The sequence below is a fragment of the Mesorhizobium sp. WSM4849 genome (genome assembly GCF_055811385.1).
In genome coordinates this window covers 266,067-287,765 of record NZ_JBVVPW010000004.1, presented here as the reverse complement: position 1 = coordinate 287,765, position 21,699 = coordinate 266,067, and the positions used below count along the sequence as shown (strand labels likewise).

Annotated in this window: 24 protein-coding genes and 1 tRNA gene; 10 read left to right on the top strand and 15 right to left on the bottom strand. The window is 63.8% G+C overall.

The genetic code is table 11. The annotated features are described in order from the left end of the window. Window positions 1-2: 2 nt before the first annotated feature. Window positions 3-932, bottom strand: a complete 930-nt coding sequence (locus AC0L3L_RS06485; protein ID WP_473636964.1) for a DMT family transporter — start codon at window positions 930-932, stop codon at window positions 3-5. 98 nt (window positions 933-1,030) lie between these two features. On the opposite strand from AC0L3L_RS06485, the gene AC0L3L_RS06480 reads away from it, so the two are divergent. Then, window positions 1,031-1,516 (top strand): MarR family winged helix-turn-helix transcriptional regulator, encoded by a 486-nt coding sequence (locus AC0L3L_RS06480; protein ID WP_123149162.1) that lies wholly within the window; start codon window positions 1,031-1,033, stop codon window positions 1,514-1,516. A gap of 4 nt (window positions 1,517-1,520) precedes the next feature. Here the strand turns inward: AC0L3L_RS06480 and AC0L3L_RS06475 are convergent, their stop codons facing one another. The 4 genes from AC0L3L_RS06475 to AC0L3L_RS06460 are packed head-to-tail and all read right to left on the bottom strand — an operon-like array spanning window position 1,521 to window position 3,917. Further along, on the bottom strand, window positions 1,521-1,946 hold the full coding sequence (locus tag AC0L3L_RS06475; protein ID WP_473636963.1) for a DUF1178 family protein: 426 nt from the start codon (window positions 1,944-1,946) through the stop codon (window positions 1,521-1,523). Next, window positions 1,943-2,824, bottom strand: coding sequence for a carbon-nitrogen hydrolase family protein (locus AC0L3L_RS06470; RefSeq protein WP_473636962.1), 882 nt, complete (start codon window positions 2,822-2,824; stop codon window positions 1,943-1,945). The genes AC0L3L_RS06475 and AC0L3L_RS06470 overlap by 4 nt, the downstream gene beginning before the upstream one ends. A gap of 10 nt (window positions 2,825-2,834) precedes the next feature. Continuing rightward, the gene (gene grxC, locus AC0L3L_RS06465) at window positions 2,835-3,104 is read right to left on the bottom strand and encodes a glutaredoxin 3 (protein WP_023797293.1); all 270 of its coding nucleotides are present in this window, start codon (window positions 3,102-3,104) and stop codon (window positions 2,835-2,837) included. 27 nt (window positions 3,105-3,131) lie between these two features. After that, window positions 3,132-3,917, bottom strand: a complete 786-nt coding sequence (locus tag AC0L3L_RS06460) for a ComF family protein (protein ID WP_473636961.1) — start codon at window positions 3,915-3,917, stop codon at window positions 3,132-3,134. Between the two features lie 53 nt (window positions 3,918-3,970). Here AC0L3L_RS06460 and AC0L3L_RS06455 point away from each other — a divergent pair, with 53 nt between their 5' ends. Then, on the top strand, window positions 3,971-4,843 hold the full coding sequence (locus tag AC0L3L_RS06455; RefSeq protein WP_473549783.1) for a methyltransferase domain-containing protein: 873 nt from the start codon (window positions 3,971-3,973) through the stop codon (window positions 4,841-4,843). A gap of 33 nt (window positions 4,844-4,876) precedes the next feature. Here the strand turns inward: AC0L3L_RS06455 and AC0L3L_RS06450 are convergent, their stop codons facing one another. The 6 genes from AC0L3L_RS06450 to AC0L3L_RS06425 form a co-directional block, all read right to left on the bottom strand. Continuing rightward, on the bottom strand, window positions 4,877-5,056 hold the full coding sequence (locus AC0L3L_RS06450) for a Flp family type IVb pilin (protein ID WP_123149166.1): 180 nt from the start codon (window positions 5,054-5,056) through the stop codon (window positions 4,877-4,879). Window positions 5,057-5,154: 98 nt separating this feature from the next. Then, window positions 5,155-5,502: a hypothetical protein gene (locus tag AC0L3L_RS06445; RefSeq protein ID WP_473636960.1), complete on the bottom strand. Its 348-nt coding sequence runs from the start codon at window positions 5,500-5,502 to the stop codon at window positions 5,155-5,157. 120 nt (window positions 5,503-5,622) lie between these two features. After that, complete coding sequence (locus tag AC0L3L_RS06440; RefSeq protein ID WP_473529460.1) at window positions 5,623-6,045, bottom strand: (deoxy)nucleoside triphosphate pyrophosphohydrolase; 423 nt, start codon at window positions 6,043-6,045, stop codon at window positions 5,623-5,625. Next, on the bottom strand, window positions 6,042-6,821 hold the full coding sequence (locus tag AC0L3L_RS06435; RefSeq protein ID WP_473636959.1) for a GNAT family N-acetyltransferase: 780 nt from the start codon (window positions 6,819-6,821) through the stop codon (window positions 6,042-6,044). The genes AC0L3L_RS06440 and AC0L3L_RS06435 overlap by 4 nt, the downstream gene beginning before the upstream one ends. Beyond that, entirely contained in the window at window positions 6,821-8,062 is a 1,242-nt protein-coding gene (argJ, locus tag AC0L3L_RS06430; RefSeq protein WP_123149197.1) for a bifunctional glutamate N-acetyltransferase/amino-acid acetyltransferase ArgJ, read from the bottom strand. The genes AC0L3L_RS06435 and argJ overlap by 1 nt, the downstream gene beginning before the upstream one ends. Window positions 8,063-8,180: 118 nt before the next feature. After that, window positions 8,181-8,411: a putative antibiotic biosynthesis monooxygenase gene (locus AC0L3L_RS06425; protein WP_292213988.1), complete on the bottom strand. Its 231-nt coding sequence runs from the start codon at window positions 8,409-8,411 to the stop codon at window positions 8,181-8,183. 114 nt (window positions 8,412-8,525) lie between these two features. Between AC0L3L_RS06425 and AC0L3L_RS06420 the strand changes: the two genes are divergently transcribed. Beyond that, on the top strand, window positions 8,526-9,176 hold the full coding sequence (locus AC0L3L_RS06420; protein ID WP_473489476.1) for a TetR/AcrR family transcriptional regulator: 651 nt from the start codon (window positions 8,526-8,528) through the stop codon (window positions 9,174-9,176). Between the two features lie 245 nt (window positions 9,177-9,421). On the opposite strand, the gene AC0L3L_RS06415 is transcribed toward AC0L3L_RS06420, so the two are convergent. Then, window positions 9,422-10,351 carry a peptidylprolyl isomerase gene (locus AC0L3L_RS06415; RefSeq protein ID WP_473529462.1) on the bottom strand — a complete coding sequence of 310 codons (930 nt, stop codon included), beginning with the start codon at window positions 10,349-10,351 and terminating at the stop codon, window positions 9,422-9,424. Window positions 10,352-10,602: 251 nt separating this feature from the next. On the opposite strand from AC0L3L_RS06415, the gene secA reads away from it, so the two are divergent. The 4 genes from secA to AC0L3L_RS06395 all read left to right on the top strand — a co-directional run bounded on the left by secA (window position 10,603) and on the right by AC0L3L_RS06395 (window position 17,348). Continuing rightward, entirely contained in the window at window positions 10,603-13,335 is a 2,733-nt protein-coding gene (gene secA / locus AC0L3L_RS06410) for a preprotein translocase subunit SecA (protein ID WP_473636958.1), read from the top strand. Between the two features lie 363 nt (window positions 13,336-13,698). Then, on the top strand, window positions 13,699-15,099 hold the full coding sequence (locus tag AC0L3L_RS06405) for a lipopolysaccharide biosynthesis protein (RefSeq protein ID WP_473549772.1): 1,401 nt from the start codon (window positions 13,699-13,701) through the stop codon (window positions 15,097-15,099). After that, entirely contained in the window at window positions 15,099-16,379 is a 1,281-nt protein-coding gene (locus tag AC0L3L_RS06400) for a GNAT family N-acetyltransferase (protein WP_473636957.1), read from the top strand. Before AC0L3L_RS06405 ends, AC0L3L_RS06400 begins: the two co-directional genes overlap by 1 nt. 360 nt (window positions 16,380-16,739) lie before the next feature. Next, a complete protein-coding gene (locus AC0L3L_RS06395) occupies window positions 16,740-17,348 on the top strand; it encodes a hypothetical protein (RefSeq protein ID WP_473529466.1) in 609 nt (202 codons plus the stop codon). 124 nt (window positions 17,349-17,472) lie between these two features. Here the strand turns inward: AC0L3L_RS06395 and AC0L3L_RS06390 are convergent. Next, window positions 17,473-17,557, bottom strand: a tRNA-Leu gene (locus AC0L3L_RS06390). Between the two features lie 282 nt (window positions 17,558-17,839). On the opposite strand from AC0L3L_RS06390, the gene AC0L3L_RS06385 reads away from it, so the two are divergent. Both AC0L3L_RS06385 and AC0L3L_RS06380 read left to right on the top strand, forming a co-directional pair. After that, entirely contained in the window at window positions 17,840-18,427 is a 588-nt protein-coding gene (locus AC0L3L_RS06385) for a YqaA family protein (RefSeq protein ID WP_473636956.1), read from the top strand. A gap of 84 nt (window positions 18,428-18,511) precedes the next feature. Continuing rightward, complete coding sequence (locus AC0L3L_RS06380; protein WP_123149181.1) at window positions 18,512-19,030, top strand: disulfide bond formation protein B; 519 nt, start codon at window positions 18,512-18,514, stop codon at window positions 19,028-19,030. A 206-nt stretch (window positions 19,031-19,236) separates the two neighbouring features. On the opposite strand, the gene AC0L3L_RS06375 is transcribed toward AC0L3L_RS06380, so the two are convergent. Both AC0L3L_RS06375 and AC0L3L_RS06370 read right to left on the bottom strand, forming a co-directional pair. After that, window positions 19,237-19,794, bottom strand: a complete 558-nt coding sequence (locus AC0L3L_RS06375) for an HNH endonuclease (protein ID WP_029348574.1) — start codon at window positions 19,792-19,794, stop codon at window positions 19,237-19,239. A gap of 129 nt (window positions 19,795-19,923) precedes the next feature. Next, a complete protein-coding gene (locus AC0L3L_RS06370; RefSeq protein WP_473636955.1) occupies window positions 19,924-20,565 on the bottom strand; it encodes a DNA-3-methyladenine glycosylase family protein in 642 nt (213 codons plus the stop codon). Between the two features lie 92 nt (window positions 20,566-20,657). Here AC0L3L_RS06370 and gluQRS point away from each other — a divergent pair, with 92 nt between their 5' ends. Further along, the gene (gene gluQRS, locus AC0L3L_RS06365; RefSeq protein WP_473636954.1) at window positions 20,658-21,533 is read left to right on the top strand and encodes a tRNA glutamyl-Q(34) synthetase GluQRS; all 876 of its coding nucleotides are present in this window, start codon (window positions 20,658-20,660) and stop codon (window positions 21,531-21,533) included. The last annotated feature ends 166 nt before the right edge of the window (window positions 21,534-21,699 follow it).

Genomic DNA, 21,699 nt, shown 5'->3' with positions numbered 1-21,699 from the left:
TCTCACGCCGTCACCTTCTCACCCGTCTGGCTTCGCGCCTTCGTGGCGGTCTGGCTTTGCGCCTTCGTTGTGATGAACACGCCGGCAGTGATGATGACAGCGCCCGCCCAGGTCAGCAATTGATAGTGCTCGCCGAGAAAGATCGTCCCGGCGAACAATCCGACCGCAGCTGCGACATAGCCGATCTGGCTGAGATAGACCGGGCCGCCGACCGCCTGCAGCCGGAAGAAGAAGGCGAACATCGCCGCGGCTGACGCGACCTGCCCGACGACCACCAGCGGCACGCCGCCGAGCAGTGCGAGCGAACCGCCGCCCTGCAGCGTGAGGATGCCGCAAAGAAGCAGCGCAGCCGCTGCCAGATGGCTGCCGACGGCAAGCTCGATCGGTCCGGTCCCTTCGGGCCAGTCGACCGTGCGGTAGATGTTGCCGGCGGCAAGGCTGACCGGGATGAGCAGCCCCACCGCCACCCAGAAAAATTCGGCCGGCTGACCGGCCTCGCCGCGCGTCACCGCCACCATGACAGCACCGAGGAAGCCGACGGCAATGCCGAGGATACCAAGCAGATTGGGACGCCGGACGCCGAGCAGGATCGAAAACACCAGCGTAACCACCGGCGACAGCGTGAACATGATACCGGTATAGCCGGCGCCGAGATGCGGAATGGCCGAGAACATCAAGAGATTGGGGAAGGCATAGGACACCGCCGCGGTGACGAAGAAATAACGCAGTCTGTGCGGGTTGAGCCGGATGCGCTGCCCGCGCAGCAGCAAGGCGCACAAAAGCACACCGCCGGCGCCGAGCGAAATGACCAGGGCCCAGACCATGGCCGAAACACCGGCCGCCGTGGCGAGCTTGCCGAACGGCAGCGTCAGGCCGAGCAGGCCGCCGGTGACGACCAAAAGGCCGAGCGCTGAATCCCAGAGAAATTTCATAACGAACCTTAACGTCTTTGCGGCTCTTGGCCAGCACTGTGCCTTGAGGTAAGATAATGCAAGGATTCTTAACGTCAAGATATTTAACGGTGATATAGATGGATCGCGCAGCGAAGGCGATCGAGCAGTGGAAACGAGAGCGGCCCGATCTGGATGTCTCTCCGATGGCCGTGCTTGGACGGTTGAACGAAGCCTCGTCGCTGATAGCACGAGAACGCCTCGCTCCGCTGTTTGCGCGTTTCGGTTTGCAGTCTGGGGAATTCGATGTGCTGGCGACGCTGCGCCGTTCCGGATCACCCTACGCGCTGACGCCAACCGCTCTCTACGAAGCGACGATGGTGACGTCGGGCGCCATGACCAACCGGCTCGACCGGCTCGAAAAGTCAGGATTGATCAAGCGTGGGCCGCATCCCAACGACCGGCGCGGGGTTGTCGTGCAACTGACCGAAAAAGGCCTGACATTGATCGATGAGGCTGTCGCCGCCCACGTCGCCAACGAACACGAGATACTTTCCGGTCTGACGCGCGCCGAACAAGAGACGCTTGCTCGCCTGCTTGAGAAATTGATCGGCAGCGTAACCTAGCCAGTCAGTTCCGCTCGTCGGGGAAACTTGGAATCGGCATGAATTCGACGCCGTCCTCGACCAGGCTCTTGGCCTCCTCCAGCGTCGCCTCGCCATAGATGCCGCGCGGGTCGCTCTCGCCGAAATGGATCTTGCGTGCCTCCTCGGCAAACTTGTCGCCGACGTAGTCGGCATTCTCGCGCACCTTCTCGGCCATCGCCTTCAATTGCGCCAGCGCCTGCTTCTGGGCCTCGCCCATGGCGAGCGCGATCTTTTCTCGGCTGCGCCCGGTCGAGACGGCCGGCGCCATCAACGCCTTCTCGACCTTGTGCGAGCCGCAGGTCGGGCAATCGACGAAGCCACGCTTCTTCTGGGTGTCGAAATCGTTGTTGCTGCGAAACCAGCCTTCGAATTCATGCTCGTGGTCGCAGATCAGCGAAAAGCGAATCAAGACGCCGCACCCCTGAGACTTTGCGCCTCGACCGGAGTGACGTTCACGGCGAAGTCGCGTGAATTTTTCAGATTTGGGATCTTCTTGCGGGCAGCGACCGACTCTGCCGGGTCGATCTCGGCGATGATCACCGCCGGTACGTCATGTGCCGCTTCGGCGACGATGCGGCCCCACGGATCGACGATCAGCGAATGGCCATAGGTCTCGCGGCCGTCCTCGTGCAGTCCGCCTTGCGCCGCGGCGACGACATAGGCGCCGTTCTCGATGGCGCGCGCCCGCAGCAGCACATGCCAGTGCGCCTCGCCGGTCTGGCGGGTGAAGGCGGCGGGCACCGAAAGCAGGTCGGCGCCGGCCAGCGCCTCGGCGCGGAAGAGCTGCGGAAAGCGCAGATCGTAGCAGACGGCGAAACCCAGCCTCGCCCCATCGATCCCGGCGCCGCTGATCTCGGTGACGACGGCCTCGGTGCCTGGCTCATAGGCGGCGGATTCGCGCCAGCTTTCGCCATTGTCGAGATCAACGTCGAACATGTGGATCTTGTCGTAGATGGCTAGTGTCGCGCCATCCGGCCCAAACAAAAGCGCACGGTTGGCAAGTTTGCCGTCGGCGCGCAGGATGGCGGTCGAGCCGATATGCAGGAAGACGCCAAGTTCTTTCGCCAGCTTGCGCGAGGTCGAGACGATGATGTCCTTGTCCTCGGACGTGAACGAGGCGGCCCGCGCCTGGCTGTCGCGGATCAGCGCACCGGTCATTTCCGGTGACTGGATATAGGTCGCACCCTGGCCCGCGGCCTCGCGCACCAGCCGCTCCAGATCGACCGCGTTGCGCTCGGGGCTGGTGCCCGAACGCATCTGGATCGCCGCCGCCTTGAAAGTACCCATCGTCATATCCTCAATTCGTCGAGCCATTGGCGAGCAGACGGTCCAGCCGGCCCTCCGCCTCCAGTTCGTGGAGATCGTCGGAGCCGCCGACATGGGTATCGCCGATGAATATCTGCGGAAAGGTCGAGCGGCCATTCGCACGGGAAATCATTTCCCGGCGCAGTTCCGGCGAGAAGGAGGCGTCGTGCTCGGTGTAGGCAACGCCCTTGCGCTCGAGCAGCCGCTTGGCCGCCACGCAATAGCCGCACATCATCCGTGTATAGATCGTCACGTCGACCATCGGTCAGCAATCCTGCCTTTCTTCAATCTATATAGTCGCGGACTCGTCGGCCCGAAAGTCCCCCGGCAGCACGCGCGCAAAGGTCAGCACGTCGACGGTCCCGGCACCGCCCTTCTTCAGCGCCTTGGCGACCGCGCGGACAGTGGCGCCGGTGGTAAAGACATCGTCGATCAAGAGCACCCGGCGGCCGGCGATCTCGATCTCGGCCTCCTCCGGCACTCTGAAGGCGGCACGCACATTCTCCTCGCGTTCCCGCCGCTCCAGCCCGACCTGCTGGCGGGTGAGTTTGACGCGCCTGACCGCCGAGGGCGCAAAAGGCAGGCCACCAAGTTGCGATACCGCCCTTGCCAGTTCCGCCGACTGGTTGAACTGGCGCCTGAAGAAACGCCGCCAGTGCAGCGGCACCGGCACGACCACATCGGCCTCCGCGATCAGTTCGGCACCGGCGCGCAGCATCCAGCGCGCCATCCACGGCGCCAGGTCGGTGCGATCCTGGTATTTCAGCCCTTGCACCATCTGGCGGGCGACACCGGAATAAGCGACCGCGGCCCGCGCGCGCTCGAAGGGCGGCGGGTCGGCGATCGCCTCGGCCGACAGGAACCCCTCGCCCATGTGATGGATGAACGGCGTGCCCATCACCGGGCACCATGGCCGCTCCAGAAGCCTGAGCTTCGGCCAGCAGGCGCCGCACAGCACGCCGGGCTGCGAGACATGCCGTCGGCAGCCGGCGCAAACCGGCGGAAACAGGATGCGCGCCGGCCAGTCCAATGCCTTTCGAGCGGTACTCTTGATATCTGGCATTGGATCGGCCACGTGGTTGCTCCTCCGCCACCCTATATCAGACAGCGGAAACCAGGAACCGTCAGTTGCAACCTATAGTCGACACTTCTCTCTGGCTGGCGCACAAGCGCCGGGCGCTCGCCCGACCGACTGCCGGCGCGGATTTCCTGATGCGGCGGGCGGCCGAGGAGCTTGCCGAGCGGCTGGGCGCCGTCGAACGCAAATTCGACAGAGCGGCCGTGCTGTTTTGCCAGACGCCGGCGGCGGTCGACGTGCTCGCGACAAGCGGCAAGGTGACGGACATCATACGCGTGGAGGCGGACGCTATGTTCCTGGGCGATGCCGCCGGACTGGTGGCGCCGCTGGAGACCGTGCCATTCGAGCCGGAAAGCCTCGACCTCGCGGTGTCTCTTTTGTCCCTTCAGGCAATGAACGACATTCCCGGCATGCTGGTTCAGATCCGCCGCGCGCTGAAGCCGGACGGTCTTTTCCTCGGCGCTTTTGCCGGCGCCGGTACGCTTTCCGAGCTGCGCGAAAGCCTCCTCGCCGCCGAGACCGAGCTTTACGGCGGCGCCAGCCCGCGCGTCATCCCGTTCACCGACGTGCGCGACGCCGGCGCGCTTTTGCAACGCGCCGGCCTGGCCTTGCCCGTCGCCGATGTCGAGACGGTGACGGTGCGCTACGATTCCCTGTTCGGCCTGATGGCGGACCTGCGGGCGATGGGCGAGACCAGCGCGCTCATCGACCGCAGCAGGCGACCGGGCACACGAAGGCTGTTTGCCCGCGTCGCCGAAATCTACGCCGAGCGGTTTTCGGATGCCGATGGTCGCGTCAGGGCGAGTTTTCCGATCGTCTGGATGTCAGGCTGGGCGCCCGACGCCTCGCAGCAAAAACCGCTGAAGCCCGGCTCGGCGAAAATATCGCTGAAGACGATACTGGAAGATCCCGGCGGGCGTTGACCGGATTCTACGGATGCGGCTGGCCGGCCGTGATCACTGCGCGAAAGCGTTCACAAGCTTGCTGGAATTGTCGCTGAACAGCCACGCCATTGCGTCTGCGGCCTGGCCGATGCCGCCTATGATGGCAAGCGACAGCACGGTCACGATCAGCCCATATTCGATGGCCGTCGCGCCGGTCTTGTCTTCCAAAAATCGTTGCAGCACTGTTTTCATGACCGTCGATCCCGCTTGCCGGAACCCTAGCGTCGACCTGTTAAGAAAGGTTAACGGCACAGGCTTAACAGGCGATGAAACGACCGCTTTAAACCATCTCAGCAGTCGCCGCTGCGCTTGCCATTGTCGCGTATCACGCAGATCGAACTGGGCAGCGGCTGCAGCACGCTCCTGCGCAGCGTGTAGGTAACACGACGGCCGATCGAGCCCGTGCTTCCAATCGAGCCTATGCTCCCGACCGATCCTGTGCTCATTCCGTCGAGGCCGCCGGCAAAATGGTCGCGGGCGGATCGCGTCCGGCTGTCGAGGAAGGGCGTCGCGATCAAGGCCAGCGCCACCGCGGCCGAGCCGAACAGCAGTGTGATCCGCAATATGCCCATGCCGGCATGGACAGCGCTGAAGCTGCGGTCGGGTCGGATCGATTCCCAGTCCCTGTCGAGGCTCATGCAGCCGCCCTCCGGCGAAGGCCTGAACACGGCCTTCCCTTCGATTTTCCATGCCGTCAATTTCTCACAGCGAGATAAATCTTCCATTAACGCTGTCTAAATCGGGCAGTGACGGCACAATCACAGAAGATCGATGAGGAACTGGATCAGCGGCGCGTCGGCCGGCGGCATCGGAAAATCGCGCATCTGGCGCGGCCGCACCCATTTCAGCACCTGCCCCTCCTTCGGCTGCGCGATGCCGCGGAAGCGACGGCAGACGAACAGCGGCATCAGCAGGTGAAAATCATCGTAGGAATGGCTGGCGAAAGTGAACGGCGCCAGGCAGGGAATATCGGTCTCGATGCCGATCTCCTCGTACAACTCACGGATGAGGCATTCTTCCGGCGTCTCGCCGGGCTCGACCTTGCCGCCCGGAAACTCCCACAGGCCGGCGAGCTGCCTGCCTTCGGGCCGCTGCGCCAGCAGCACGCGGCCGTCGGTATCGACCAGCGCGCAGGCTGCGACCAGGAGCAGGCGCTTGCCGACAGGGTTCGGGCCGGTCATGCGCCGGGCGGCCGGCGATAATGGTAACGATAGACTTCGTCGAACCCGAGCGAACGATAAAGCGCCAGCGCCGGCGCATTGTCGGCCTCGACCTGCAGCCAGGCTTCCCGGGCGCCGCGCAGCCGTGCCCATTTCAGCGCTGACAGGATGAGGTGACGGCCGTGGCCCTGGTTGCGTACCGATCTGTCGGTGGCGATCTCGAACAGTCCGGCAAGATCGCCATCATGGACGCAGATCAGCGTCGCCAGCGGTTCGGTGCCCTTTTCGAGCGCGAACAGCCCGGCTTCCGGCTGGATGGCGCCGATGATCTCCGACAGGCCCGGCCGCAGCGACACATCCGAGCCGCTTACCTTGAGCGACGCGCCGATGAAGCGGCTGATGTCCTTCAGCGGGATCTGGTCCATGGCGGTATCGAGCTGGGCGTCTGCCAGCGGCAGCCGCATCACCAGCGATTCGTCGAATGTGCTCCAGCCTTCGCTGTCGAGATGTTTGGAAAGGACCGGCCCCGACAGCGGCGATATGCGGAAGGTCAGCGGCCGGCCATAGGCATCGAAACGGCGGCTGGCGCGGCCGATGCGCTCGGCAATGTGCTGGATGTCGCCCGGATCGAGCGGATTGACCGAATTCAGCCGCTTGGCCGGATGACCCGCCGTCAGCCGCACCACCCAGGTGCCGTCATAATGGACCGCCGCCGCCGGCCAGGCGCGAAAGCCGGCCGCCTCATAGCGGCGCACGATGGCAAGCACGCTTGCCGGATGTCTGGAAACCAACGCCATCAGCTCCGATAATCGCCGTTGATGGCGACATACTCCTTGGTGAGGTCGCAAGTCCACACCGTCGCCTTGCCGCGGCCGATGCCGATATCGGCATGGATGCGGATCTCGTCGCGCCTCATGTAGGCCGATGTCGCCTCCTCGGAGTAGGCGGCGTCGCGTTCGCCCTCATGCGCCAGCCTGATATCGCCGAACCAGATCGACAGAAGGTCGCGGTCGGCCGGTTCACCGGCCTTGCCGATGGCCATGACGACGCGACCCCAATTGGCGTCCTCGCCGGCGACCGCCGTCTTGACCAGCGGCGAATTGGCGATCGACAGCGCGATGCGCTTGGCCGAGCGGGCCGATTTCGCGCCGGTGACGGTGACCTCGACCTGTTTTCGCGCGCCCTCGCCGTCGCGCACCACTTGCAGCGCCAGCGATTTCAGCACCTTGCCGAGCCCGCGGCGGAAGGCGCCGAGGCGCGCATCCCCGGCATCGGTGACGTCAGGCGCGCCGCGCCTGGATGCCGTGCCGGTGGCGAACATCAGCAGCGTGTCGCTGGTCGAGGTGTCGCTGTCGACGGTGACCGCATTGAAGGTCTTGGCCGTGCCGCGCGACAAAAGATCCTGTAGCACGGGGGCTGCGATCGGCGCATCGGTGGCGATGAAGGAGAGCATCGTCGCCATGTCGGGCGCGATCATGCCGGCGCCCTTGGCAATGCCGTTGATGGTGACGTCGGCGTCGCCGAGTTTTACCGTCGCGGTCGCCAGTTTCGGATAGGTGTCCGTGGTCATGATCGCCTTGGCGGCTTCGGTCCACAGATCCGGCCTGCCCTCCTTGACCAGTCCGGCGAGCAGGTGGCTGAACTTGCCGGCATCCAGCGGCTCGCCGATGACGCCGGTCGAGGCCAGAAACACCTCGTCCGGCGTACAGCCCGCAGCCTTGGCTGCAGCCTCGCCGGTCATTGCCGTGGAGGCTCGGCCCTTGTTGCCGGTGAAGGCATTGGCGTTGCCGGAATTGACGACCAGGACGCGCGCCTTGCCTTGCGCAAGATTCTGCCGGCAGAAATCGACCGGCGCCGACGGACATTTCGACCTGGTGAACACGCCGGCGACCGTGGTGCCGGCATCGAAGACCATGGCGAGCAGGTCGGTGCGGTTCTTGTACTTTATCCCGGCCTCGGCAGTGGCGATGCGGACGCCCTCGATGTCAGGCATTTTAGGATATTTTTTCGGCGCGAGCGGCGAAATCGTGGCTGACATGAAGACCTCGGGCGGGAAAATCGCAAGCGGAACGCCGGTTTGCCCGATAGCGGGCGCCGGCGCAAGGGCGTTTTCCCGACCGTTGCGGACGACACCGAACTGCCGCACCACGCTTACCTCACTGGGCAGGATTGAGGAACCGTCGGAACATCTTCTGCACGCCCGGAATGAGCCCCCAGATCATGATCGCGACCATCAGCGGCGCGATGACCAGCGTGCGTTGCCATATCTCCCACTCTTCGGTCAGCGGGAACACCACATAGAGGATGGCGGTGATCAGCGGATAGACGCCGGCAAGCACCAGCAGCGCAAAGCGGAGGCGCGAGAAGCGGGCGGCGGTCGAGGTCATTGGCCTTCTCCTTATCGTTACGAAACGTTCCGTTATATAAAACGGACCGTTCCGTTTCGTCAAGAGAGGTCGTATATGCATGTTGAGGAAACTGCCGATAAGGAAAAAAAGCAGATGGCTGAGGACGCAGATCGGACCCGCAAATCAATTGGCGCGCGACGCAACCCCGACAGCGCCGACGCCATTCTCGACGCCGCCGAGGCGGTGCTGGTCGAGGCCGGTTATTCCGGCTTCTCGATCGAAGCGGTGGCGCGGCGGGCGCGTGCGGGAAAGCCGACGATCTATCGCTGGTGGCCGAGCAAGGCCGCTTTGCTGTTCGACGTCTATCAGCGGCTAAAGCGCGTCGAAAATCCCGATACCGGAAACCTCGAGGATGATCTCGTCGGCTTCCTGAAGAACCTGTTCTCGCACTGGCATGACACGTCGTCAGGCAGCGTCTTCAGATCGCTGATCGCCGAGGCGCAGTCGGATGCGACCGTGGCCGCCGTGCTTGTCGAATACACCAAAGGACGCCATGCCCATACCGGCCAGATGATCGAGCGCGCCAAGGCAAGAGGCGAAGTGGCGGCCGACGTCGATGCCACGCTCGTCGCCGACCTGGTCGCCTCCTTTGCCTGGACGCATCTTTTGACCAATCGCCTCGACGAAGACGAAACGACGCTGCGCAAGGCGGTTGGATATGTGGTGAAGGGCATAGCCGCTGACGATGCCGGCTCGCTCGACGCCGCGGCGGTCCGGCGGAGGCGTCGACGCATCGTAGGATAGGGCGATCTCGGCGCCGCGCTTCTTCCCTTCTCCCCTTGTGGGAGAAGGTGGATTGGCGCGAAGCGCCAAGACGGAAGAGGGGTGCTGGACGGAGTGCGGTCGGTGCCAAGCGGAACACCCTCATCCGACCGAGCGGAGCCTGTCCTCGGGCTTGCCGGAGGCAAGACCCGTGGGCTCGGCCACCTTCTCCCACAAGGGGAGAAGGGAAGTACCGACGACCCCGCCTGCCCTAGCCTCGCCCTCGCCTACTTGGTGTTTTCCAGCGCGTCGACCGTCTTCTTCAGCTTCTCGTCCGGGATCTCGACCTTGGCCTCGGCGCGCAGCGACTTGACCAGCGCGATGTATTTGTCGCGGATGACCGCCTGACGGGCCTGGTCCTTGACCTGGTCGAAGGCCGGCGGCTGCTTGGCGCGCTTGTCCTCGACCTGGATGACGTGCCAGCCGAACTGCGACTGCACCGGCTGTTCGGTGTATTTGCCGACCGCCAGCGCAAAGACCGCCTTGTCGAACTCCGGCACCATCTGGCCGGGTCCGAACCAGCCGAGATCGCCGCCGCTGGTCTTGCCGCTCGGATCGCTGGTGTGCTCGTTGGCGAGTTTCTGGAAATCGGCGCCGCCGTCGAGCTGCTTGATGATCGCATCGGCCTCTTCCTTCGATTTCACGAGGATATGACGGGCATGCACCTCGTTGCTCGGCGGCGTGTTGGCGATTTCCTGGTCGTAGCGGGCGCGAACCTCGGCATCCGTAACCTTGCCGACGACATCCTTCTCGACCATTTCGCCATGCAGCGCGCGCTGCTGCAGGAACGCCATGCGGCGCTGGAAGTCGGGATCCTTGTCGAGGCCGGTGGTGACCGCCTGGGCAGCCATGACCTTGATCTCGATCGCCGCCGAAAGTGCTGCGGCGCGGCGCTGTTCGGGCGGCATCTGCGCGAACTGCTGCGACAGCTCGCCTTCGGCAAGCGCAAGGTCTGCCTCGGTCAGCGTCTGGCCGTTGATCGTGGCGACCACGGCGTTCGGATCGACCGGCGCCGGTTGGGCGGGGGCGGCCGGTTGGGCCGGGGCTGGTTGGGCAGGCGCGGTGTCCTGGGCCATCAGTGGCGACAGCGACAAAGCCGACAGCCCGAATGCCAGGCCGAGGCTGGCGAGCGACGCGCGGCGGAACAATAAGGACATACGATTAACTCCAATAGGGGATAGCTAGAGCGGGATGGCTTCCAGACCAGCCAGATTGTGGCGGAATTTGGCACGGTCGTCAGGACGAGGGCGCCGTTGACATCGATTGAGCCCCCTCTTATCTGTCCAACGACTTTGCGTCCAGAACCGTTTTCCGGGCGCTTTTTGCGTTTGTCCGCGTTTCACGTGGATTTGATGGGGCCGCCGGCACCCGTCGCAACGACTTGGAATGCTATCGAAAGGACCATTGAATGGTCAGTTTTGGCGGTCTCGCCCGTAAGGTTTTCGGCTCCTCCAACGATCGCCGGGTCAAGTCGACCCGGCCGCGCGTCGAAGCGATCAACGCCATGGAAAACGAGATGCGGGCGCTCTCCGACGCCGAGCTGACCGCCCGCACGGAAAAATTCCGCCAGGACGTGGCCAACGGCGCCAGCCTCGATGATCTCTTGGTGCCGGCCTTCGCCACCGTGCGCGAAGCGGCGCGCCGCGTGCTCGGCATGCGCCCGTTCGATGTGCAGCTGATCGGCGGCATGGTGCTGCACAATGGCGGCATCGCCGAAATGCGCACCGGCGAGGGCAAGACGCTGGTCGCCACGCTGCCCGTCTATCTCAACGCGCTCGCCGGCAAAGGCGTCCATGTCGTCACCGTCAACGACTATCTTGCCACGCGCGACTCCGAATGGATGGGCCGCGTCTATAAATTCCTCGGCCTTACCGTCGGCGTCATCGTCCATGGCCTGTCCGACGAGGAACGCCACGCCGCCTACGCCGCCGACGTAACCTACGCCACCAACAACGAGCTCGGCTTCGACTATCTGCGCGACAACATGAAATACGAGCGCAGTCAGATGGTGCAGCGCGGCCACAGCTACGCGATCGTCGACGAGGTCGATTCTATCCTGGTCGACGAGGCGCGCACGCCGCTGATCATTTCCGGTCCGCTCGAGGACCGCTCGGAAATGTACAACACCATCGATGCCTTCATGCTGAAGCTCGAGCCGGCCGACTACGAGATCGACGAGAAGCAGAAGACCTCGATCTTCACCGAGGAGGGCACCGAGAAGCTGGAAAACCTTTTGCGCGACGCCGACCTGCTCAAGGGCGAGTCGCTCTACGACGTCGAGAACGTCGCCATCGTCCACCACGTCAACAATGCGCTGAAGGCGCACCAGCTGTTCCAGAAGGACAAGGACTATATCGTGCGCAACGGCGAGATCGTCATCATCGACGAATTCACCGGCCGCATGATGCCGGGCCGCCGCTATTCGGAAGGCCTGCACCAGGCGCTCGAAGCCAAGGAGCATGTGGCGATCCAGCCGGAGAACCAGACGCTCGCCTCCGTCACCTTCCAGAACTATTTCCGCCTCTACAAGAAGCTTGCCGGCATGACCGGCACGGCGCTGACCGAGGCCGAGGAATTCGGCAACATCTACAATCTCGACGTCACCGAGATCCCGACCAATCTGCCGGTGATCCGCACTGACGAAGACGACGAGGTCTATCGGACCGTCGAGGAGAAATACAAGGCGATCGTCAAGGAGATCAAGGAAGCCCGCACCAAGGGCCAGCCGACCTTGGTCGGCACCACCTCGATCGAGAAATCCGAGTTGCTGGCCGCGCGCCTGCGCAAGGAAGGCTTCACCGATTTCGAGGTGCTGAACGCCCGTCACCACGAGCGTGAGGCGGCGATCGTCGCCCAGGCGGGAAAACCCGGCGCCATCACCATTGCCACCAACATGGCCGGCCGCGGCACTGACATCCAGCTCGGCGGCAATGCCGACATGCGCATCGCCGAGGAGCTTGGCGACATGCCGGCTGGTCCCGAGCGCGAAGCCAGGGAAAGGGAAATCCGCGACGACGTCGCCCGGTTGAAGGAAAAGGCGCTGGCCGCCGGCGGCCTCTACGTGCTCGCCACCGAGCGCCACGAGTCGCGCCGCATCGACAACCAGTTGCGCGGCCGCTCGGGCCGCCAGGGCGATCCCGGGCGGTCAAAGTTCTTCCTGTCGCTGCAGGACGATCTGATGCGCATCTTCGGCTCCGAGCGCATGGACGGCATGCTGCAGAAGCTCGGCCTCAAGGAAGACGAGGCGATCATCCACCCCTGGATCAACAAGGCGCTGGAAAAGGCGCAGAAGAAGGTCGAGGCGCGCAACTTCGACATCCGCAAGAACCTGCTGAAATATGACGACGTCTCGAACGACCAGCGCAAGGTGGTGTTCGAGCAGCGCCTTGAGCTGATGGACGGTGAAGGCCTGTCCGAGACCATCGCCGAGATGCGCGAGGGCGTCATCGACGAGATCGTCGCCAAGGCCATTCCCGAAAACGCCTATGCCGAGCAGTGGAACGTCGCCGGCCTCAAGGCCGAGGTCGCCGAATTCCTCAATCTCGACCTGCCGATCGAGGACTGGGTCAAGGAAGAGGGCATTGCCGAGGACGACATCCGCGAGCGCATCACCGAGGCCGCCGACGCCGCCGCGAGGGACCGCGCCGAGCGCTTCGGCCCCGATGTGATGACCTATGTCGAGCGCTCGGTGGTGCTGCAGACGCTCGACCATCTGTGGCGCGAGCACATCGTCAACCTCGACCATCTGCGCTCGGTCGTCGGCTTCCGCGGTTATGCCCAGCGTGACCCGCTGCAGGAATACAAGGGCGAGGCGTTCGAGCTGTTCCAGGCGATGCTCGGCAATCTGCGCCAGGCCGTCACCGCACAATTGATGCGCGTCGAGCTGGTCCGCCAGGCCGCCGAAGCGCCGCCGCCCGAGACGCCCGACATGTTCGGCAGCCATCTCGACGGCACCACCGGCGAGGACGATTTTAACGGCGGCGAGACCGGACTTCTGGTCCGCCAGGAGACCCACGCCACCGTCGCCCCCGAAAACCGCGACCCGCAAAACCCCGCCACCTGGGGCAAGGTCGGCCGCAACGAGGCCTGCCCGTGTGGGTCGGGGAAAAAGTACAAGCATTGCCACGGAGCGTTCGCGTAAGGCGCCGCTTTTCCTTCTCCCCGTTCACGGGGAGAAGGTGCCCGGAGGCCGGATGAGGGGCGGCGTTGACGTCGGCGATTAGCCAATCTCTCCACCTGTGGGGGAGATATCAGGCGACCAGAGGCGGCGCTGTCCCGCCGACACCGGAAATGGGCCTTCAGCTCTTATTTCTTTCCATCAGCTGGCCTGTCGTTTCATCGCGTTCTGCCGCGAACGGTGAACATGGCACAAAGCCATGGCGCCGCCCCTCATCCGCCTGCCGGCACCTTCTCCCCGGGGCGAAGGAGAGCTCACCCAACCGTTTCTTAATGTGTTCTCGCTAGACCCAGACCCGAAAAAGAGGCGGAAAACGGAGAGTTTTGGGTGCGCTTTTCCGCGGCGACGACAGCCGGGCGGTTCCTGCCGCAGCGCCTTGCGCTGCGCGTAAAGCCGCTGCTTGGCCGTATCGACGCCGTGCTGTTCACCGCCGGCGAGCGCGGCGAAGCCGGCCGCATGTCGCTCATCGCCTTTTCCATCCGCATCGTCAGCGCCGTCATCGCCTTCGTCAGCCAGGTGCTGATGGCGCGCTGGATGGGCTCGTTCGAATACGGCATTTTCGTCCTCGTCTGGGTGACGATGGTCATCGTCGGCAATCTCGCCTGCCTCGGCTTCCACACTTCGGTCATCCGCTTCATTCCCGAATACCGCGAGCGCAACATGCTGGCCGAATTGCGCGGCATCGTGCTGACCAGCCGCCTGTTCGTGCTGGTTGCCTCGACCGCGATTGCCGGGCTGGGCGCGCTCGGCGTCTGGCTGCTCTCGCCGTTTATCGAAAACTACTATGTCGTGCCGTTCATTCTCGGCCTCATCTGCATGCCGATGATCGCCATGTCGGACCTGCTGCAGGGGCTGGCGCGGGCCAACTCATGGGCGCTGTTTGCGCTGGCGCCGACCTATCTGGTGCGGCCGATGCTGATCCTGGCGCTCATGGCGCTGATGCTTGTGGTCGGCTTTGCGCCCGACGCCAGGACCGCGATCTTCGCCTCGATCGCCGCCGCCTATGCCACCACGCTCGGCCAACTCATCGGCATCACCACGCGCATCGACAAAAAAATCCCGGCCGGGCCGATGAAGGTGCATTTCGCGCAGTGGTTCCTGGTGTCGCTGCCGATCTTCCTGGTCGAAGGCTTCTTCTTCCTGCTCACCAATGCCGACGTGCTGATGGTCGGCGCCTATATGAATCCCAACGACGTCGCCGTCTATTTCGCCACGGTGAAAACGCTGGCGCTGGTGCATTTCGTCTATTTCGCGGTCAAGGCGGGCGTCGCCCAGCGCTACGCGCAATTCACCCATGGCGAGCCGGAAAAGCTCGCAGCCTTCGCCCGCGAAACGGTGTCGTGGACGTTCTGGCCGTCGCTGTTGATGGCGCTGCTGGTGCTGGTGCTGGGCGAGCCGATGCTGAGCCTGTTCGGCGCCGAATTCGTTGCCGGCTATCCCCTGCTGTTCCTGCTGGTCTTCGGCGTCGTCGCCCGCGCCGCCGTCGGCCCTTGCGAAAGCCTGCTCACCATGAGCGGCAACCAGAACATCTGCGCCGCCGTTTACGCCATGACGCTGGTCTTCAACATCGGCCTCAATCTGGTGCTGATCCCGCTTTTCGGCTTGTGGGGCGCGGCAATGGCCACCGCCTTCGCCATGATCTTCGAGGCCGGCGCGCTGTCCTTCACCGTCTGGCGCAGGCTCGGCATCGTCATGGCCATTTTCGCAGCCGCCGAAGGAGCCGCATGATGGCTGCCATCCCGTTGCTCGAGGAAACCAGCGGCGGCCCGGCCGGCGCCATGGTGTCCGGTCTCGCCGGGCTCGCCCGCGAAGCCGATCCCGCCCATATCGAACTCTTGGCCAACGATCGGCCCGAGCGCAAACTGGCCATCTACCCGGCCTCCGCCGGCTTCGATCTGGTCGAGGAACTCGACTATCTCTGCACCCGCACGATCGAGCCCAACGTCTTTTTCAACCCGCGCTTCCTGGCGCCAGCCATGCCGCGGCTGGAAGACCGCGAGGTGCGGCTGGCGGTCATCCGCGACGGCAACGAATACCGCAACCGGCTGCGCCTGCTGGTGCCGTTCTCGGTGGAGCGGCCGGCGATGCCGCTCGGTGTACGGGTCATGCGCACATGGTCGAGCCCGTTCGGCCCGATCGGCACGCCGCTGGTCGACCGTGACGATCCCGTCGGCGTCATCGAGGATTTCTTCTCGATGCTGTCGCGGCCGCATCTCAAGCTGCCTAAAGTCTTCATGCTGCCCGACATCCGGCTCGACGGCCCGGTGGCCAGCCTGCTGGCCACCGTCGCCGAGACGCGTGGCCTGACGCTGGTCACCACCGGCAAGGCCGAACGCCCGATGCTCGAAAGCGAGATCGACGGCGATGACTATCTGAAGGCCTCGCTGCGCTCGCACCACTATCGTGAGTTCCGCCGCCTGAAGCGCCGCCTCGCCGACCTCGGCAGGCTGGAGCATCTGGTGGCGCGCGGACCCGAAAATATCCGCCATGCCATTGAGCGCTTCCTGACGCTGGAAGCGGCAGGCTGGAAAGGCCGCGAGCGCACCGCCATGGCCATCGACCGCTACCGCGCCGCCTTCGCCCGCGAGGCCGTGCACCGGCTGGCCGAACGGGATCTGTGCCGCATCCATTCGCTGACGCTCGACGATCGCACCATCGCCAGCCTGATCGTCTTCGTCGAGGCCGGCGTCGCCTACACCTGGAAGACGGCCTATGACGAGACCCTCGCCGCCTATTCGCCGGGCACGCTGTTGATGATCGAGGTGACCGGGCAGCATCTCGACGATCCCAACATCATGATCACCGATTCCTGCGCCGTGCCCGACCATCCGGTGATGAGCCGGCTATGGACGGAGCGCAGGCCGATCGGCACGCTGGTCATCGGCCTGACGCCGGACGCCGACCGCCTCGCCCGCCAGGCGGCGTCGCAGCTTCACCTCTACCGCGAAACCCGCAACATGGCGCGCCTGCTGCGCAACCGGATGAAGAGCTTGCTGGGACGGCGGTAGCGTTGGCGGTCCTGCTAGGGATCTGGTTTGACAGGTCGGGCCAATAGCCGAAGCATCCCTCCACTTCTTCATCCCAGGGCGGAGCAAGGAGCGAAGCGACGCGGCGCAGACCCTGGGATGACGAAGGCGCGGTGGGACTTAGCTAATCACCAGACGTTGGAGATTGGCAGATGGAGGCCGGTCGGCAGCGACCGTCGACAGTCCCCTTCAGGCTCAGTCGAAGACCAGAGCCTAGGTCGTGAGGATTAATTCTCACAAGCAGCGGAAAGGATTAGCATCGGCGATCGGCCGCGCAACCAGCATCATTGCCGCCTCGGTCCTGCACGGCAGAACGGCAGAACAAAAAACTGGGAGGAATGCATGACGAAAACCACTTACCTCAGGCGTCGCAGTATTCTCGCTTTGACCGGCCTCATCGGCGCCTGCCTGACTGCCGCCGCAGCTCAGGCCGCCGAGCCCGGCAAGGTCGAGATCGATGCCCTGAAACAATCGCTATCGAAGTACGAAGACTACAAGGCCGCCATTCGCGACCTCTATCTGTCGACGGTCGGATGCGTTTATTACAGCGGCGAAAAAGTGGCTGGAGCTATGGATTACCCGAAGGGCGCGATGGGCATTCATTTCGTCAACGTCGCGAGCGTCAGCCCGACACCAGATCCGGCGCGCCCCAATGTCCTTATCTATGAGCCGGTCGACGGCGGCTTGCGCCTGGTGGCCGTGGAATGGCTTGTTCCGCTGACGCCCGACACCAAGGAGCCGCCGAAACTCTTTGGACAGACGTTCCAGGGGCCGATGGAGGGGCATTATCCGCTTATTCCGGTGGAGTTCTACCATTACGATCTTCACGTCTGGCTGTTCAAGGACAACCCGCTTGGAATGTTCAGCCCGACGAACCCCGACGTGAAATGCGACAATTACGCGTTTCCGATGCCGGAGCAGCCGACCAAGATGGTGCCGGGGCCGATGTGATGGCGACCTGAGCTACGGAGCCCGATCTAATCAGGAAGGACCGGCCTGGGCCTGAATTATGGTTATCCCAGGATGTTCCTGGGATAACCCTCAACCGAGCCTTCAAGGCGTCTCGGGTGGAAAATGGTGCCCCTAGCCGGGATCGAACCAGCACTCCTTGCGGAACTCGATTTTGAGTCGAGCGCGTCTACCAATTCCGCCATAGGGGCTCAGGCCGGGCGGCCTGGATGGGCGCGGACTATACGGTTGGAGGCCTGTTCGTCAACTGGCCAATTCCCGACATGCGGCCTTCGCTCAGACTTGGCCTTTCGATTTCGTGAAGCTACGGCCATTGTGCAGCGCAGAAAATCTTTCTAGACAGGCAGCGCATGTCTCCCGCATCGGCCCGAAAAGCGGAATCGCTTTTTGGAAAGCACGATGCGGAGAATCCAAAAGCGTTAGAGCGTCCTTTGCGCGTCCAAAAGGACGCGCGGCGCTCTAAGGGAGTGCCGATGCTTCGCGGACTTTACGACTGGACCTTGTCGCTGGCGGCAAAGAAATCCGCCGAATGGTGGCTGGCCTTCATCGCTTTCGTCGAAAGCTCGGTGTTCCTGGTGCCGGCCGATGTGCTCTACCTGCCTATGGCGCTAGCGCGGCCGGATCGCGCCTATCGCTACGCGTTGGTCGCCACGCTGGCTTCCGTTCTGGGCGGTATCGCCGGCTGGTACATCGGCCATTATGCCTACGACACGGTGGCGCGGCCGATCCTCGAATTTTACGGCAAGTATGACGACTTCGAGACGCTGCGTGTTTCGTCGGGCGTCGGCTTCATCATCCTGATGCTGGTCACCTCCGGACTCGCCCATCTGCCGCCGATCAAGGTGGTGACGATCCTGTCCGGCGTCATCGGCGTCAATCTCCTGCTGTTCATCGCGCTGGCGATCGTGGCGCGCGGCGCCCGTTTCCTGTTCCTCGCCTGGCTGCTGCGCCGCTATGGCGAACCGATCCGCGAGTTCATCGAAAAGCGCCTTGGCATGATTGCGGGCGCCGCCGCCGCTGCCCTGATTTCGCTCTATATCGTCGTCAAATACGCCTTCTAGAGCATGAGCGTAGCAAAAAGTGGGAACCGGTTTTCGGAAAAGATCATGCCCACCAAGAAGGCGAACGGAACGGACGGTAGATCAATGACAGCGACCGTGAATGCCGACACTGGACGCCAGCGCTTGCGAACGGCGGTGTTTCTCGCCGTCGCCATGGCCGCCACCGTCGGCTCGGCGCTGGCCTTCCAGCACCTCGGCGGCTACATCCCCTGCAAGCTCTGCCTGGAGCAACGCACCCCCTACTACATCGGCGTGCCGCTGATGCTGCTGGCGGCGCTTGCGTCGACACTGCGTGCCCCCGCATGGGTGACCCGCGGCCTGCTGGCCGTCGGCGGCCTGCTGATGGCCTACGGCGTCTATCTCGGCGTCTATCATTCCGGCGTCGAATGGGCGTGGTGGCCGGGGCCGACCGATTGTGCGGCGGCGGCAGGACCGGTGGATACCGGCGGCAAGGGCGTGCTCGACGCGCTCGACAGATTCGTCCCGCCCTCCTGCGACAAGGCCGCCGTGCGCATCCTCGGCCTGTCACTGGCCGGCTGGAACGCCATCGCCAGTTTTGTCCTGGCGGTCATCGCCTTCCGCGGCGCCTTTGCCCGCGACTGAGCTGCACAGCGCAGAGTTCGTCCAGAAATTCGTCAGGCCGGAGCGCATGACGTGGGTTTCGAGAACCGGAGCGGAGCGTACTTCCCGCATGTCCCGGAAAAGTGGTTCCGGTTTTCCGACATGGACATGCGGCAACGAAAGTACGTGAGCACCGGAAGCGCAGAAAGCTGCGTCAGGCGACCGGCATGGCGGATTTCTGCCGAACTCTATGGTTCGAGTTCGACATCCCAGTACAGATAATCCATCCAGCTTTCATGCAAATGGTTGGGCGGGAACAGGCGGCCATTGTTGTGCAGGTCATGCACCGTCGGCTGATAGGGCTTCTGCAGCGGCCACATCTTGGCGTGAGCCGGCATCATGCCGCCCTTCCTCAGATTGCAGGGCGAGCAGGCGGCGACGACATTCTCCCACGTCGTCGCGCCGCCGCGATGCCGGGGAACGACATGGTCGAAGGTCAGATCCTCGGGTGTGCCGCAATACTGGCACTGGAAACGATCGCGCAGGAACACGTTGAAGCGGGTGAAGGCCGGATGCCGCGATGGCTTCACATAGGCCTTCAGGCTGACGACGCTCGGCAGCTTCATCGAGAAGGTCGGCGACGATACGGCGTGCTCATATTCGGCGACGATATTCACGCGCTCGAGGAACACCGCCTTGATGGCGTCCTGCCACGACCAGAGCGACAGGGGGTAATAGCTGAGCGGACGGTAATCCGCGTTCAGCACCAGTGCTGGAAGCCCATCCGGAGATACGGCAACCGTCACGTCATTGACCTCCTTGGCTCTCGAACCTGTCGGCGCGGATACTGTAAGCCCGACATGACAGGGATGTGAAGCGGCTTGTCGATCAAACGCAGCGCTAAAAATGCAGGATTTTCATGCTTTTTTGCGGATTCAGGCAGGAGGCGAGGCGTCCCTGCCCCGGGTTTCACGATAATAGGCCCAAAAAAGCCTTGATGCGACACCTCGCCACGGGCTCCATGATTCGGCGAGCTGGATCAGTGTTTTCTCGGGCGGACGCGGGTCGATGCCGAGCGCGTGGCCGACCGCGCTCTGCAGGGCAACGTCGCGTGCCGGGAAGACATCGGGGTGGCCGGCGGCGAACAAAAGATAGACTTCCGCCGTCCACGGGCCGATGCCCGACACCTTGGTCATCGCCGCGATCGCCTCAGTGGCGTCGAGCAAGCAGAGATGATCGAGGTCGAGGCCATCGACCACCGCCTGGGCGACGGCGATCAGGCCGCGCTGCTTCGGCCGCGACAGTCCGGCCTCGCGAAAAATGGCTTTGTCGGCGGCAAGAATGGCTTGCGGCGTCAGCGGATCGACGAGTTTTGTCAGCCGCCCGAAGATGGCGTCGGCGCTGGCGCGGGAAACCTGCTGCGAGACGATGATCGAGGCAAGGCTTCTGAACCCCGGCTCGGAAAGCCGAAGCGGCACCTCGCCGGCCATGCCGCGCACCTTTGCAAGACGCGGGTCGAGCAGGCAGAGCGCGTCGAGCCCTTGCGCGATGTCGTCGAGCGTGGCGATGCGTTGCATGCTTGCTTGTTCCCAGCGCAAAATAGCAATTCGTAATCAGGCGCAAAGTAGCAACTGGCGAAAGCGCCGCACAACCCGATTGCCGCTCAAGGATGACACTCCTGACATTCCGCTTCGCGCCGAGCCCAAATGGCGAACTGCATCTCGGCCATGCCTATTCGGCGTTGCTCAATCAAAAATTGGCGAGGGCAACCGGCGGGCGCCTGTTGCTGCGCATCGAGGACATCGACACGACGCGCTGCACGCCGGAATTCGAGGCCGGCATTTTACGCGACCTGAGATGGCTCGGGTTTGGCTGGGAAGAACCGGTGCGCCGTCAGTCCGAGCATTTTTCGGACTATCAGGCGGTGCTCGACCGGCTGATCAGGGAAGAACTCGTCTACCCAGCCTTCATGAGCCGCGGCGAAATCCGCGCCTTCATTGCCGACAGCGAAAAGCGCGGCCGCGACTGGCCGCGCGACCCGGACGGGGTGCCGCTCTATCCCGCCGTCGACAAGGCATTGCCGATGAGGGAACGCCAGCGACGGATTGCCGAGAATGCGCCCTTCGCCTGGCGGCTGGACGTCGGCGCTGCGATGGCGCGCGCCGGCACAGACCTGTCATGGCTGGAATTTTCGGATGAGAGGCTTTCCGCGACACGCACGGCCCGTGCTCGGCCGCAGGACTGGGGCGACGTGATCGTGGCGCGCCGTGAAATCCCGACAAGCTATCATCTCGCCGTCGTCGTCGACGACGCGCTGCAAGGCATCAGCCATGTGGTGCGCGGCCAGGACCTCTATTCCGCCACCGGCGTGCAGCGCCTGCTCCAGGAGATCCTCGGGCTGCCGCAACCAAGCTACTTCCACCATCGTCTCGTCCTCGGCCCGGATGGACGAAAGCTGTCGAAGAGTTTTGCGGATACCGGCCTTGCCGCTTTGCGCGAGGCCGGCGCATCACCGACCGATGTCAGGCGGCTGATTGGGATGTAGTTCCTCGACACAGTAGTTTTGACAGGTCGAGCCGATCGGCAGCGAACGTCGACAATTCCTTTCAGCGGCCAATCTCACTGGCAGATCGCAAACCTAGAAGATTAGCTGAAACACCCCCTCGCTTCGTTCATCCCAGGGCGGAGCAAGGAGCGAAGCGACGCGGCGC

Coding starts and splice junctions, on each gene's coding strand:
- gluQRS (WP_473636954.1), top strand. CDS start 20,658: ATGACACTCCTGACATTCCGCTTCGCGCCGAGCCCAAATGGCGAACTG.
- AC0L3L_RS06445 (WP_473636960.1), bottom strand. CDS start 5,502: ATGAGCCTCGACAGGGACTGGGAATCGATCCGACCCGACCGCAGCTTC.
- AC0L3L_RS06380 (WP_123149181.1), top strand. CDS start 18,512: ATGACAGCGACCGTGAATGCCGACACTGGACGCCAGCGCTTGCGAACG.
- AC0L3L_RS06385 (WP_473636956.1), top strand. CDS start 17,840: ATGCTTCGCGGACTTTACGACTGGACCTTGTCGCTGGCGGCAAAGAAA.
- AC0L3L_RS06440 (WP_473529460.1), bottom strand. CDS start 6,045: ATGACCGGCCCGAACCCTGTCGGCAAGCGCCTGCTCCTGGTCGCAGCC.
- AC0L3L_RS06400 (WP_473636957.1), top strand. CDS start 15,099: ATGGCTGCCATCCCGTTGCTCGAGGAAACCAGCGGCGGCCCGGCCGGC.
- AC0L3L_RS06480 (WP_123149162.1), top strand. CDS start 1,031: ATGGATCGCGCAGCGAAGGCGATCGAGCAGTGGAAACGAGAGCGGCCC.
- grxC (WP_023797293.1), bottom strand. CDS start 3,104: ATGGTCGACGTGACGATCTATACACGGATGATGTGCGGCTATTGCGTG.
- argJ (WP_123149197.1), bottom strand. CDS start 8,062: ATGTCAGCCACGATTTCGCCGCTCGCGCCGAAAAAATATCCTAAAATG.
- AC0L3L_RS06425 (WP_292213988.1), bottom strand. CDS start 8,411: ATGACCTCGACCGCCGCCCGCTTCTCGCGCCTCCGCTTTGCGCTGCTG.
- AC0L3L_RS06420 (WP_473489476.1), top strand. CDS start 8,526: ATGGCTGAGGACGCAGATCGGACCCGCAAATCAATTGGCGCGCGACGC.
- AC0L3L_RS06470 (WP_473636962.1), bottom strand. CDS start 2,824: ATGGGTACTTTCAAGGCGGCGGCGATCCAGATGCGTTCGGGCACCAGC.
- AC0L3L_RS06485 (WP_473636964.1), bottom strand. CDS start 932: ATGAAATTTCTCTGGGATTCAGCGCTCGGCCTTTTGGTCGTCACCGGC.
- AC0L3L_RS06370 (WP_473636955.1), bottom strand. CDS start 20,565: ATGCAACGCATCGCCACGCTCGACGACATCGCGCAAGGGCTCGACGCG.
- AC0L3L_RS06395 (WP_473529466.1), top strand. CDS start 16,740: ATGACGAAAACCACTTACCTCAGGCGTCGCAGTATTCTCGCTTTGACC.
- AC0L3L_RS06450 (WP_123149166.1), bottom strand. CDS start 5,056: ATGAAAACAGTGCTGCAACGATTTTTGGAAGACAAGACCGGCGCGACG.
- AC0L3L_RS06435 (WP_473636959.1), bottom strand. CDS start 6,821: ATGGCGTTGGTTTCCAGACATCCGGCAAGCGTGCTTGCCATCGTGCGC.
- secA (WP_473636958.1), top strand. CDS start 10,603: ATGGTCAGTTTTGGCGGTCTCGCCCGTAAGGTTTTCGGCTCCTCCAAC.
- AC0L3L_RS06415 (WP_473529462.1), bottom strand. CDS start 10,351: ATGTCCTTATTGTTCCGCCGCGCGTCGCTCGCCAGCCTCGGCCTGGCA.